Here is a 12,381-nt window from a genome sequence, read left to right as displayed (position 1 = left end):
GCGGAAGGCGCGCCCGGCGGGGCACGCCTTCCCGATCAGGTGTCCGGGTGGTCCGGCGGTCTCAGCGCTTTCCGCCGGTCAGCCGGGCGAACCGCGCGGCGACGCCCCAGGAGGTGACCCGCCAGAGCGCCTCGGCCACGATGTGCCGGCTCATCTTGGACGCGCCCAGCTCACGCTCGACGAAGGTGATCGGCACCTCGGTCACCTTGAAGCCGGCCTTCACGGTCCGCCAGGCCAGGTCGACCTGGAAGCAGTAGCCGGCCGAGGCGACCTCGTCCATGCCCAGGCCGAGCAGCGTCTCCTTGCGGAACGCCCGGTAGCCGCCGGTGACGTCCCGGATCGGCACGCCGAGCATCAGCCGCGAGTAGGTCGAGCCGGTGCGCGAGAGCAGCAGCCGGGACTTCGGCCAGTTCACGACCCGGCCGCCGGGCACCCAGCGCGAGCCGAGCACGAGGTCGGCGCCGCGCAGCGCGGTGAGCAGCCGGTGCAGTTCCTCGGGCTGGTGGGAGCCGTCGGCGTCCATCTCGACGAGCACGTCGTAGCCCTCGTCGATGCCCCAGCGGAAGCCCGCCAGGTAGGCGGCGCCCAGGCCCTCCTTGCCCTTGCGGTGCATGACACGCACCTGGGGGTCCTCGGCGGCCAGCTTGTCGGCGAGCTCGCCGGTGCCGTCCGGGCTGTTGTCGTCGGCGACGAGGACGTGCACCTCGGGGACGGCGGCGCGGACCCGGCCGACGATGCGCTCGACGTTCTCCACCTCGTTGTAGGTGGGGATGATCACCAGCACCCGGCCGAGATCAGCAAAACTCTGCTGGTTGACGGTCACGTACTAACCTCTCGGCCGGTGGCGGGAAGTGCCAGTCACCGTTGCCCGCACTCATCGGAAGACAGAGTCCCGGCCGGCACCCGCCGACCCGGAGAACGCTGTGGAAATCACTGGATCCTGGCATCCTACTACCGCGTCCTCGCACCGACCCTCCGCCCGAGGCACTCCCCGGCGGCACCCGGCGTTTCCCCTGCGGAGGTGTGGGTCGGCTAGGGTCGATGCCCGGCCTTTGCCCGGATACCCGGATGCCACCGTCCACCCCGCCCGCGGGCGCCGCCCGGCGGCGAGGCCCGCCAGCCCACCGCAGCAAAGGAGCAGGACCGCGCCCATGGACAAGCTCGTCAACACCGTCCGCCCGTACGCCTGGGGATCGGTCACCGCGCTCCCCGAGCTGCTCGGGCAGGAGCCGACCGGCGAACCGCAGGCCGAGCTCTGGATGGGCGCCCACCCCGGCGACCCCTCCCGGGCCGACCGGGGCGAGGGGCCGCGCCGGCTGGACGAGCTGATCGCCGCGGACCCCGAGGGCGAGCTGGGCGCCGCCTCGGTGGCGCGGTTCGGCCCCACCCTGCCGTTCCTGCTGAAGGTCCTCGCGCCGGGCATCCCGATCTCCATCCAGGCCCACCCCTCGCTCGACCAGGCGCGGGCCGGGTTCGCCGCCGAGAACGCCCTGGGGATCCCGCTGGACGCCCCGCACCGGAACTACCGGGACGCCAACCACAAGCCCGAACTCATCTGCGCGCTGGGCGACTTCGACGGTCTCTGCGGCTTCCGCCGGCCGGCCGAGGCGGCCGCGCTGCTGGCCGGGCTCGACGTCCCCGCGCTGGAGCCGGTGATCGCCCCGCTGCGGGCCGAGGACGAGTCCGAGGCGCTCAGCGGGGCCCTGGCCGCCGCCCTCGGTCTGGACGGCCCGGCCGCCGAGGCCGCGGTCCGGGACACCGCCGAGGCGATCGGCAAGGCGGCCGCCGAGGACCCGACCGGGCCGTACGCGCCGTACACCCGGATCGCCCGGGACTTCCCCGGGGACCGCGGGCTGATCGCCGGGCTGCTGCTCAACCACGTCCTGCTGCGCGCCGGCGAGGCCCTCTACCTGGGCGCCGGCGTCCCGCACGCGTACCTGCACGGCGTCTGCGTCGAGCTCCAGGCCAACTCGGACAACGTGCTGCGGGCCGGCCTCACGCCCAAGCACATCGACGTGCCGGAGCTGCTCAGGGTGGTCGAGTTCGCCCCCTCCGCGCCCGAGCCGCTGCTGCCGGTCCCGGTCGACGGGACGCCCGGCGAGGAGCTGTACCCAGTACCGATCGACGAGTTCCGGCTCTCCCGCTTCGACCTGGCCGGCCAGGAGCGGACGGTCGGCGGCGAGGCCCCGCAGATCCTCCTCTGCACCGCCGGCAACGCCCGGCTGACCTCGGCCGACGGCGAGGTGCTGGACCTCGCCCAGGGCGAGTCCGCCTTCCTCCCGGCCGACGGCACCCCGACCCGGCTCACCGGCACCGCCGCCACCGTCTTCCGGGCGACCGTCACCCTCTGACCCCGGTCGGCGAGGCCCGCCGGGCGGGTGCCCGGCTGCACGCCCCGCCCGTTCAGACCGTTCAGACCGTTCAGACCGTTCAGACCGTTCAGACCGTTCAGACCGTCCCGGCCGGGCCCCCGGAGCCCTGGCCCGCGCCCACCAGGGCCGGCTCCGCCGCTCCCGAGGCCTGCGCCGGGACGGCGGCCACCGCCGCGGCCGGCTCCGGGTGCTCCAGGGACTGCGGGGGCCACTTCCGGTTCGCCGCCTTGGTCAGCTTGCGGCCCAGGTTCTGGAACGGCACCTCGACCAGCCGGTACACCACCCAGCAGACCAGCAGCAGCACCGCCACGTACCCGGCCACGTACGCCCAGCGCTCGGCGAACGGCAGGTCGGACAGGTTCTTCCAGTAGTACTTGGGGTCCCAGCCGAGCCGCCACAGCAGGAACCGCTTGACCGGCCAGTGCAGCAGGTAGACCGAGAAGCTCACCGCGCCCAGCCAGACCATCACGCGCGGCCACCGCCGCCTGCGCAGCAGGAAGAAGAGGCCGAAGGACGCCCACGCCCCCAGGTAGGCGTAGGTCCACGCCTCCCAGGTGAAGGTGGAGGTCGCGTCCGCCCACGGGCCCCGGTTGTACATCCACCCCACCAGGGCGCCCGCCACCACCACGAAACCGACGGCCAGCCCGGCCTCGACGCGCTCGATCTGCCCGTGCTGCGCCCGGTAGAACACCGTGCCCGCGAACATCGTCGCGAAGATGGTGAAGGTCTCGAACGCGGGCACCCGGCCGTTGGTGCACACCAGGTACAGGCTGAGCCCGCCCAGCAGCAGACCGCCGGTCCGGGCCAGCGAGGCGTTGCCGCTGAGCATGGAGGCCACGCCCATGACCACGACGGCCAGGGCCGCGGTCACGAGGTTGTAGACCTCCTGGTTGCTGTTCTGCAGGCTGTGCGACGGGATCCAGACGCCCATCACCAGGGCGACCGCCCCCGCCCCGACCGCGATCGGCGTGCTGCGCCGGTGCCAGCCGAACGTGAACAGACTGCTGACGAAGAAGTAGAAGAGCATCTCGAACGTGAGCGTCCAGCTCACGCCGAAGCCGTTCCACACACCGAGGACGTCCGTCAGCATCAGGCCGTTGCCCACCAGCCAGAGCTTGTCGTGGTGGTAGCTGTCGAAGGTCAGGACCTGGTAGGCGGACGGCAGGATGAACTCGGACAGGAGCATCGCCACGATCAGCGCCGGGTAGATCCGGAAGATCCGGCCGATCCAGAACGCCCGGACGTCACCGCGGCGCTCCAGCGAGGCCGGGATGATGTAGCCGCTGACGATGAAGAACGCGATGACCCCGTAGAAGCCGAGGTCGAAGTGGGCGGCGATCTCGCCGCCGTACGGGACGATCCGCAGGAGCTCGAAGTGATGGGCCGCGACGGCCAGCGCCGCTATACCGCGCAGCGCGTCCAGCCAGCCGAGCCGGTTCGCCGACGGGGGTGCGGATCCGGCGGCTGCTCCGGTGACTTCTCGGCGAAAGCGGGATCTGATTGTCATCACGCGCCGGAGGCTAGCCCATCTCCGGCGCGGGCTCCGCACCCCCCTTCGTGAACGGTCGGTGCAGGAGCTCCACACCGCCTCCGAATCGGGGCGAATCCCCCGCAGCCGGACCCCCCGGCCGATCCACCGCCGATCCGCGGCCGGTCGCGGGTCAGTCGCGGGTCATGTCGACGAAGCGGGAGTAGTGGCCCTGGAAGGCCACGGTGATGGTGGCGGTCGGGCCGTTGCGGTGCTTGGCGACGATGAGGTCGGCCTCGCCGGCGCGCGGGGACTCCTTCTCGTAGGCGTCCTCGCGGTGCAGCAGGATGACCATGTCGGCGTCCTGCTCGATCGAGCCGGACTCGCGCAGGTCGGAGACCATCGGCCGCTTGTCGGTGCGCTGTTCGGGGCCACGGTTCAGCTGGGAGAGCGCGATGACCGGCACCTCCAGCTCCTTGGCCAGCAGCTTCAGGTTTCGCGACATGTCGGAGACCTCCTGCTGACGGTTCTCGGCCCGGCGGGAGCCGCCGGACTGCATCAGCTGGAGGTAGTCGATGACGACCAGTTTGATGTCGTTGCGCTGCTTGAGCCGGCGGCACTTGGCGCGGATCTCCATCATCGACAGGTTCGGCGAGTCGTCGATGAACAGCGGCGCCTCGCTGACGTCCGGCATCCGGCGGGCGACCCTGGTCCAGTCGTCGTCCGTCATCGAGCCGGAGCGCATGTGGTGCAGCGCCACCCGCGCCTCGGCGGAGAGCAGGCGCATGGCGATCTCGTTGCGGCCCATTTCGAGGGAGAAGATCACGCTCGGCAGCTTGTGGTGGATCGAGCAGGCCCGGGCGAAGTCCAGCGCCAGGGTCGACTTGCCCATCGCGGGGCGGGCCGCGATGACGATCATCTGGCCGGGGTGGAGCCCGTTGGTGAGCGCGTCGAAGTCGGCGAAGCCGGTCGGGACGCCGGACATCTGGCCGTTGCGGGAGCCGATCGACTCGATCTCGTCGAGGGCGCCCTCCATGATGTCGGCGAGCGGCGCGTAGTCCTCGTTGGTGCGCTGCTCGGTGACGGCGTAGATCTCCGCCTGGGCCGCGTTGACGATCTCGTCGACGTCGCCCTCGGCGGCGTAGCCCATGCCCGCGATCCGGGTGCCCGCCTCGACCAGCCGGCGCAGCACCGCGCGCTCGTGCACGATCTGGGCGTAGTACTCGGCGTTGGCCGCGGTCGGGACGGAGTTGACCAGGGTGTGCAGGTAGCCGGGACCGCCGACCCGCTGGAGTTCGCCGCGCTTGGTCAGCTCGCCGGCCACGGTGATCGGGTCGGCCGGCTCGCCGCGCGCGTACAGGTCGAGGATCGCGCCGTGGACCAGCTCGTGCGCGGGGCGGTAGTAGTCGGCGGGCTTGAGCACCTCGACCACGTCGGCGATGGCGTCCTTGGACAGCAGCATGCCGCCGAGGACGGACTGCTCGGCCGCGAGGTCCTGCGGGGGGACGCGCTCGAAGCCCTCCAGGCCGCCCTCGCCGCCGCGCTCGTCCTCGCCGCCCTGGCGCCGCTTGCCGCCGTCCCGCTGGAAGCCGCCGGAGCCGCCCGAGCCGCCGCCCTTCTGGAAGCCGCCGCCCTGCCCCTTTCCCTGGCCCTGCCCCTGTCCCTGGCCGTTGGCGCGGGCACGCGAGACCGGCAGCCGGTCGCCGGGACCGTCCGGGAAGGGGGCGTCGGCGAAGGCACTCACCGGGAAGGGGTCGTCGGCGCCCTGCCAGTCGTCCTCCGGCGGGGGCGGGGCGTCGTGGTCGTCGTACTGGGGGCCGGTCACGCGTGTTCCCCGATCAGCGAGTGGTGCGAGTTGGAGCGGGCCTTGCCGGTGGCTGGGGCGGGCCGGAGCCCGACTCCGCACCACCGCATTTCTACGCCACCGCACCGACAAATCGGACGCCGGGGTGGCTGGGAGTGTCGGACGGAGGGCCCACGCTAAGGCGCCGGGAGCCTTTCGGCCAAGGCGGTTATCCACAGGGGGTGTGGACGAGTGGCCCACGGCTGTGGAGAAGTGCCGCAAACCTGTGGACGCCCCTGTGGAAAGCCCTGTGGATAACCAGACCATCGATCCACCGTCAACTCGCTGACCTGCGATTCCCTCCTCCGGGGCCTGTGCATGAGAAATTCTTCACACACAGCCGGGTGGCGGTGGACACAGACCCGGACGGCCCGGTCGCCCAGGCGTACGAGTAAGCGATGAAATACCCTGGTGGCACTTACCTGTGGATGAGTAGCCTGGACCCCATGACCCTCACCACCGACCGCCGCCGCCACGACCGGGAGATCCTCGCCCTCGCCGTCCCGGCCTTCGGCGCCCTGGTCGCCGAGCCGCTCTTCCTGATGGCCGACTCGGCCATCGTGGGCCACCTCGGCACCGCCCAGCTGGCCGGCGTCGGCGTCGCCTCGGCCGCCCTCACCACCGCGACCGGGGTGTTCGTCTTCCTGGCCTACGCCACCACCGCCGCGGTCGCCCGCCGGATCGGCGCCGGGGACCGCCGGGCCGCGATCCAGCAGGGCATCGACGGCATCTGGCTGGCGCTGGCGCTCTCCGCCGGGGTGGTCGCGCTGACCCTGCTGTTCGCGCCCGGGGTGGCCGAGGTGCTCGGGGCGTCCCCGACGGCCGCGCCGTACGCCGTCACGTACCTGCGGATCAGCGCGCTCGGCATACCCGCGATCCTCATGGTGATGGCCGCCACCGGGGTGCTGCGCGGACTCCAGGACACCCGCACGCCGCTGTACGTGGCCGTCGCCGGGTTCGCCGCCAACCTCGGCCTGAACGCCGGCCTGGTCTACGGCGCCGGGCTCGGCGTGGCCGGCTCGGCCTGGGGCACGGTGATCGCCCAGACCGGCATGGCCGCCGCCTACCTGTTCGTCGTGGTGCGCGGGGCCCGCCGGGAGCACGCCTCGCTGCGGCCGGACGCGGCCGGGATCCGGGCGAGCGCGAAGGCCGGCGGGCCGCTGATGGTCCGCACCCTGAGCCTGCGCGCCATCCTGATGATCGCCACCGCGGTGGCCGCCGGGCTGGGCGACGACGAGATCGCCGCGCACCAGATCGCCATGACGGTCTTCCTGTTCATCGCCTTCGCGCTGGACGCCATCGCGATCGCCGGCCAGGCCATCATCGGCCGCTGCCTGGGGGCCGAGGACGCCCCGGGCGCCCGGGCGGCCACCCGGCGGATGATCGAGTGGGGCATCGGCGCCGGGGCGGTGCTGGGCGTGCTGGTGGTGGTCGCCCGGCCGCTGTACGTCCCGCTGTTCACCCCGGACCCGGCGGTGCAGCACCAGCTGAACACGGTCCTGCTGCTGCTCGCGCTCTGCCAGCCGGTCTCCGGGCTGGTGTACGTCCTGGACGGCGTGCTGATGGGCGCGGGGGACGGCCCGTTCCTGGCCTGGGCGATGCTGGCCACGCTCGTCGTGTTCGCGCCGGCCGCCCTGCTGGTGCCGGCCAGCGGCACCGGACTGGCCGGGCTCTGGTGGGCGCTGAACCTCTTCATGCTGGTCCGCGGCGGCTTCCTGGGCTGGCGGGCGCGCGGCGGCAAGTGGCTGGTCACCGGCGCCGTACGCGGCTGAGCAACGCAAACCCGAGCAACGCAAACCCGAGCAGCACGGGCCCCGGCGGTACGGGCGCTACTGGCCGCGACACGACCGAGGGCCGGCCTCCCCGAGCGGGGAGACCGGCCCTCTGGCCACTGCTACGGCGTTGTCGCTGCTCAGGCGGCGACGACGGCGATGTCCAGGTTGGCCTGGACGTCCGAGTGCAGCTTGACCGAGACCTTGTGGGTACCCACGGTCTTGATCGGGGAGGAGATCGCGACGGCGCGCTTGTCGACCGCCGGGCCGCCGGCGGCCTTGATGGCCTCGACGACGTCGGCCTGGGTCACCGAGCCGAACAGACGGCCGGCCTCGCCCGAGCGAACGGCCAGCTTGACCTGGACGCCCTCCAGCTTGCCCTTGACCTCGTTGGCGGCCTCGAGGGTCTGGATCTGGTGGATCTTGCGGGCGCGACGGATCGCGTCGACGTCCTTCTGGCCACCCTTGGTCCAGCGGATGGCGTAGCCACGCGGGACCAGGTAGTTGCGGGCGTAGCCGTCCTTGACCTCGACGACCTCGCCGGCGGAGCCGAGACCCGGCACCTCGTGAGTGAGGATGATCTTCATTGTTCGGTCACCCTCTCTTAGCGCGCGGTGCTGGTGTAGGGCAGCAGCGCCATCTCACGGCTGTTCTTCACGGCCGTGGCGACGTCACGCTGGTGCTGGGTGCAGTTGCCGGTGACCCGGCGGGCACGGATCTTGCCACGGTCGGAGATGAACTTCCGCAGCAGGTTCGTGTCCTTGTAGTCAACGTAGTTGACCTTGTCCTTGCAGAAGACGCAAACCTTCTTCTTCGGCTTGCGAGCAGGCGGCTTCGCCATTGTGTGCTCCATTGGGTTCACGACCGGGCCGGCGTCTCACGACGCCGGCACCTGGGCCGCACGAAATCTGTCAGCTCTTAGAACGGGGGCTCTTCCGAGTAGCCGCCACCGGACGGGGCGCCCCAGCTGCCGCCGCTCTGGTTTCCACCGGAGGGAGCGCTGGATGCCCACGGGTCGTCGGACGGGCCGGACTGGCCGCCGGAGTTTCCACCCCAGCCGCCGCCCTGCTGGCCGCCACCGCCGCCCCAGTTACCGCCCTGGCCGCCGCCGCCCTGCTGGCCGCCGCCGAAGCCGCCGCCACCGGGAGCACCGGACCGGTTGGCCCGGGTGACCTTCGCGGTCGCCGAGCGCAGGCTCGGACCGACCTCGTCGACCTCGACCTCGAAGACCGTCCGCTTCTCGCCTTCCTTGGTCTCGTAAGACCGCTGGCGCAGTCGGCCCTGCACGATGACGCGCATGCCGCGCTGCAGCGACTCGGCCACGTTCTCCGCCGGCTGCCGCCAGACGTTGCACGTGAGGAAGAGGCTCTCGCCGTCCTTCCACTCGTTGGTCTGGCGGTCGAAGGTGCGGGGGGTGGACGCGATGCGGAACTTCGCGACCGCCGCACCCGACGGGGTGAAGCGCAGCTCGGGGTCGTCGACGAGATTGCCGACGAGGGTGATGACGGTCTCGCCTGCCATGGTGGTGATGACCTCTCGGGAAGATGTCCGTTCACCGCTGTTTCACGTGAAACAGCGGACGCGAGCTACCCGAGACCCGAAGGCCTCAGAGGTGGCTCAGTGGGTGTCCGGGCGCAGGACCTTGGTCCGCAGAACCGACTCGCTCAGGCCCATCTGGCGGTCGAGCTCCTTGACGACCTCAGGCGTGGCCTGGAGGTCGATGACCGAGTAGATGCCCTCGGACTGCTTGTTGATCTCGTAGGCCAGACGGCGGCGACCCCAGGTGTCGACCTTCTCGACCTTGCCGCCCGCGTTGCGGACGACAGCCAGGAAGCTCTCGATCAGGGGGGAAACGGCGCGCTCCTCGACCGAGGGGTCGAGGATGACCATCACCTCGTAGTGACGCATGAGTAACCCACCTCCTTTGGACTCAACGGCCACGGTCTCTCCGTGGCAGGAGGGTTGTGCAGCGTCGGCACCGGAGCAGTGACGACACCGGCCACCGTAGCGGCCGGGTCGGACAGCCCGTCCTCGTTCACCCGTAAGAGGGCAGAGGGGGGGCACAGCTACACCAGTGCAGACGACACACCCTACCCGCACCCGGACGGACGAACAAAACGCATAGGGGTTGTGAGACCGGTCCAACCGCCGCAATCTGGACGGAACGGGTTTCCTGCTCGTTCGTCTCCACGCCAGGAGGTGGGACACATGGCCCAGACCGTCCACCGCATGCCCGCCCTCACCCTGAACACCGACGGCCACCCGCACCCGCGCGAGAACACCCTGGTCGGCCTCACCGCCGTGCTGGGCGCGATCGCGTTCATCACCTCGTTCTTCCACAACCTGCATCTGCTGACCTCGTGGACCGGCCTGTTCGGGATCATCACGGGCCTGGTGGGGATGTACGTCTCCGTGACCACGGCGGAGCGCTTCGTCCTGATGGTCACCCTCGGCGCCTCCGCGATCGGCTTCTACCTCGGCATCGCGCGCGGCGGGCTCTGGGGCTAGCCCCACCCGGCGCGGAACCCCCGGCGCCCCCGCCGCGTATCTGTCTTCAGCAGACCGATACGCGGCGGGGGCGCCGCCGTGCCCACAGCCGCCTTGCCCACAGCCGCCGTGCCCACAGCCGGCGGGACCCCGGACGATAGGGTCACCCCGAGAACACGGGGCCCACCGCAGCCCGACCGACGAGGAGCACCGAGCATGAGCCTGCGCCTGAGGACGATCACCCGCGAGGAGCACCTCGCCTTCATCAGGAGCCGCGCCTCGGCGAGCCACATGCAGGTGCCGTCCTGGGGCGACGTGAAGGCCGAGTGGCGCACCGAGTCGATCGGCTGGTTCGACCAGAACAACCAGCTCGTCGGCGCCGGCCTGGTGCTGTACCGGCAGCTGCCCAAGGTCAAGCGCTACCTCGCCTACCTGCCCGAGGGCCCGGTGATCGACTGGTTCGACCGCGACCTCGACCGCTGGCTGCAGCCGATGCTCGCGCACCTGAAGTCCCAGGGCGCCTTCTCGGTGAAGATGGGCCCGCCGGTGGTCATCCGCCGCTGGAACGCCCCGACCATCAAGGAGGCCATCGCGGCGAAGGAGGCCAAGCGCCTGCGCGACATCGAGGCCGACTGGTACGAGCCGCGCGCCTTCGAGGTCGCCGACCGGCTGCGCAAGGCCGGCTGGCTGCAGGGCGAGGACGGCGGCGCCGGCTTCGGCGACGTCCAGCCGCGCTACGTGTTCCAGGTGCCGCTGGCCAACCGCTCGCTGGACGACATCCAGAAGGGCTTCAACCAGCTCTGGCGCCGCAACATCAAGAAGGCCGAGAAGAGCGGCGTCGAGGTGGTCCAGGGCGGCTACGACGAGCTGCCGATCTTCCACCAGCTCTACCTGGTGACCGCCGAGCGCGACAGGTTCACCCCGCGCCCGCTCTCCTACTTCCAGCGCATGTGGCAGGCCCTCACGGCCGAGGACCCGAACCGGATGCGCCTGTACATCGCCTACCACGAGGGCGAGCCGCTGGCGGCGACCACGATGCTGGTCGTCGGCGAGCACGTCTGGTACTCCTACGGCGCCTCGGCCAACCACAAGCGCGAGGTCAAGCCGTCCAACGCCGTCCAGTGGCGGATGATGCGCGACGCCTACGCCCTGGGCGGCGGGGTGTACGACCTGCGCGGCATCTCCGACACCCTGGACGAGAACGACCACCTGTTCGGCCTGATCCAGTTCAAGGTCGGCACCGGTGGCCAGGCCGCCGAGTACCTCGGCGAGTGGGACTTCCCGCTCAACAAGCTGCTCCACAAGGCCCTCGACCTCTACATGTCGCGCCGCTGAGCGGAACCCCGCCGAGCCCGCGAGCCGCCGTGCCCAACACCCTCTGGGAGATGACCCGATGACGCTGTCGCTCTACCTCGACACCGAACGCTGGCGTACCCACCAGCGCTCCGTCCTGGCCGAGTTCCCCGGCCTGGTGCCGGTGGCGAAGGGCAACGGCTACGGACTGGGCAACCACCGCCTGGCCGAGGAGGCGACCCTCCTCGGCACCGGCGTCCTGGCGGTCGGCACCGCCTACGAGGCCGCCGACGCCGCCGACTGGTACGGCGGCGAGCTGCTGGTGCTCACCCCGTACCGGGTGGGCGAGGAGGCGCTCCCGCTGCCGCACGCCCGGGTGATCCGGACGGTGGCGAGCGTGGCGGGCCTGCGGGCGCTGCACGGCGCCCGGGTGGTGCTGGAGTGCATGACCACCATGCGCCGGCACGGCGTCTCGGCGGCGGACCTCCCGACGGTCGCCGCCGAGCTGGAGGGCGTCGCCTTCGAGGGCCTCGCGCTGCACCTGCCGATGGACCGGCCGGACGGCTCCAGCCCGGTCGAGGAGGTCGCGTACTGGGTGGAGACCGCCCGGGCCGCCGGCATCCCGGTGCACACCGTCTTCGTCAGCCACCTGGGCGCGGCGGGCATGGACCAGCTGACCCAGCGCTTCCCGGGGACCGTCTTCCGGGCCCGGATCGGCACCCGGCTCTGGCTGGGCGACCACGGCGCGCTGGAGGTCCGGGCCACGGTACTGGACGTGACCCCGATCCAGAAGGGCGACCGCTACGGCTACCGCCAGCACCCGGCGCCGTCCGACGGCCATCTGCTGGTGGTCGCCGGCGGCACCGCGCACGGCATCGGCCTGGAGGCGCCCAAGTACGTCCAGGGCATGTCCTCGCGGGCCAAGGGCATCGCCCGGGCCGGCCTGGCGACCGTCAACAAGACCAAGTCGCCGTACCACTGGGCGGGCAAGCAGCTCTGGTTCGCCGAGCCGCCGCACATGCAGGTCTCGCTGCTCTTCCTGGACGACGAGAGCAAGCCGCCGGCGGTCGGCGACGAGCTGGGCCTCCAGGTCCGGCACACCACCACGCACTTCGACCGGGTGGTCGACCGCTGAGACCCGGCCCC

The 12,381-nt window shown here is 71.5% G+C and carries 12 protein-coding genes; 5 read left to right on the top strand and 7 right to left on the bottom strand.

The window, feature by feature from the left end:
* Nucleotides 1–61: 61 nt before the first annotated feature.
* Nucleotides 62–823 (bottom strand): polyprenol monophosphomannose synthase, encoded by a 762-nt coding sequence (locus tag ACFP3U_RS23000; RefSeq protein WP_380227511.1) that lies wholly within the window; start codon nucleotides 821–823, stop codon nucleotides 62–64.
* A gap of 328 nt (nucleotides 824–1,151) precedes the next feature.
* Between ACFP3U_RS23000 and manA the strand changes: the two genes are divergently transcribed.
* Nucleotides 1,152–2,351 carry a mannose-6-phosphate isomerase, class I gene (gene manA / locus ACFP3U_RS22995; protein WP_380227509.1) on the top strand — a complete coding sequence of 400 codons (1,200 nt, stop codon included), beginning with the start codon at nucleotides 1,152–1,154 and terminating at the stop codon, nucleotides 2,349–2,351.
* Nucleotides 2,352–2,448: 97 nt separating this feature from the next.
* Here manA and ACFP3U_RS22990 read toward each other — a convergent pair whose 3' ends face one another.
* Entirely contained in the window at nucleotides 2,449–3,879 is a 1,431-nt protein-coding gene (locus ACFP3U_RS22990; RefSeq protein WP_380227508.1) for an acyltransferase family protein, read from the bottom strand.
* Between the two features lie 154 nt (nucleotides 3,880–4,033).
* On the bottom strand, nucleotides 4,034–5,584 hold the full coding sequence (gene dnaB, locus ACFP3U_RS22985) for a replicative DNA helicase (protein WP_380227548.1): 1,551 nt from the start codon (nucleotides 5,582–5,584) through the stop codon (nucleotides 4,034–4,036).
* A 545-nt stretch (nucleotides 5,585–6,129) separates the two neighbouring features.
* Here dnaB and ACFP3U_RS22980 point away from each other — a divergent pair.
* Complete coding sequence (locus ACFP3U_RS22980) at nucleotides 6,130–7,455, top strand: MATE family efflux transporter (RefSeq protein ID WP_380227507.1); 1,326 nt, start codon at nucleotides 6,130–6,132, stop codon at nucleotides 7,453–7,455.
* 140 nt (nucleotides 7,456–7,595) lie between these two features.
* Here ACFP3U_RS22980 and rplI read toward each other — a convergent pair whose 3' ends face one another.
* The 4 genes from rplI to rpsF form a co-directional block, all read right to left on the bottom strand.
* Nucleotides 7,596–8,042 carry a 50S ribosomal protein L9 gene (rplI, locus tag ACFP3U_RS22975; protein WP_380227506.1) on the bottom strand — a complete coding sequence of 149 codons (447 nt, stop codon included), beginning with the start codon at nucleotides 8,040–8,042 and terminating at the stop codon, nucleotides 7,596–7,598.
* Nucleotides 8,043–8,059: 17 nt separating this feature from the next.
* Nucleotides 8,060–8,296 carry a 30S ribosomal protein S18 gene (gene rpsR / locus ACFP3U_RS22970; RefSeq protein WP_030304537.1) on the bottom strand — a complete coding sequence of 79 codons (237 nt, stop codon included), beginning with the start codon at nucleotides 8,294–8,296 and terminating at the stop codon, nucleotides 8,060–8,062.
* A 77-nt stretch (nucleotides 8,297–8,373) separates the two neighbouring features.
* Nucleotides 8,374–8,976: a single-stranded DNA-binding protein gene (locus tag ACFP3U_RS22965; RefSeq protein WP_380227505.1), complete on the bottom strand. Its 603-nt coding sequence runs from the start codon at nucleotides 8,974–8,976 to the stop codon at nucleotides 8,374–8,376.
* 96 nt (nucleotides 8,977–9,072) lie between these two features.
* Entirely contained in the window at nucleotides 9,073–9,363 is a 291-nt protein-coding gene (gene rpsF / locus ACFP3U_RS22960) for a 30S ribosomal protein S6 (RefSeq protein ID WP_030304539.1), read from the bottom strand.
* 300 nt (nucleotides 9,364–9,663) lie between these two features.
* Between rpsF and ACFP3U_RS22955 the strand changes: the two genes are divergently transcribed.
* From ACFP3U_RS22955 to ACFP3U_RS22945, 3 genes are all read left to right on the top strand, one after another.
* Nucleotides 9,664–9,963: a hypothetical protein gene (locus ACFP3U_RS22955; protein ID WP_380227504.1), complete on the top strand. Its 300-nt coding sequence runs from the start codon at nucleotides 9,664–9,666 to the stop codon at nucleotides 9,961–9,963.
* 195 nt (nucleotides 9,964–10,158) lie between these two features.
* Nucleotides 10,159–11,277: a lipid II:glycine glycyltransferase FemX gene (locus ACFP3U_RS22950; RefSeq protein WP_380227503.1), complete on the top strand. Its 1,119-nt coding sequence runs from the start codon at nucleotides 10,159–10,161 to the stop codon at nucleotides 11,275–11,277.
* Nucleotides 11,278–11,335: 58 nt separating this feature from the next.
* On the top strand, nucleotides 11,336–12,370 hold the full coding sequence (locus ACFP3U_RS22945; RefSeq protein ID WP_380227502.1) for an alanine racemase: 1,035 nt from the start codon (nucleotides 11,336–11,338) through the stop codon (nucleotides 12,368–12,370).
* The last annotated feature ends 11 nt before the right edge of the window (nucleotides 12,371–12,381 follow it).

The sequence above is a fragment of the Kitasatospora misakiensis genome, assembly GCF_042656005.1.
Lineage (GTDB): Bacteria > Actinomycetota > Actinomycetes > Streptomycetales > Streptomycetaceae > Kitasatospora > Kitasatospora misakiensis.
The sequence above is the reverse complement of the archived record's forward strand: the minus strand, read 5'-3'. Positions and strand labels throughout refer to the sequence as shown.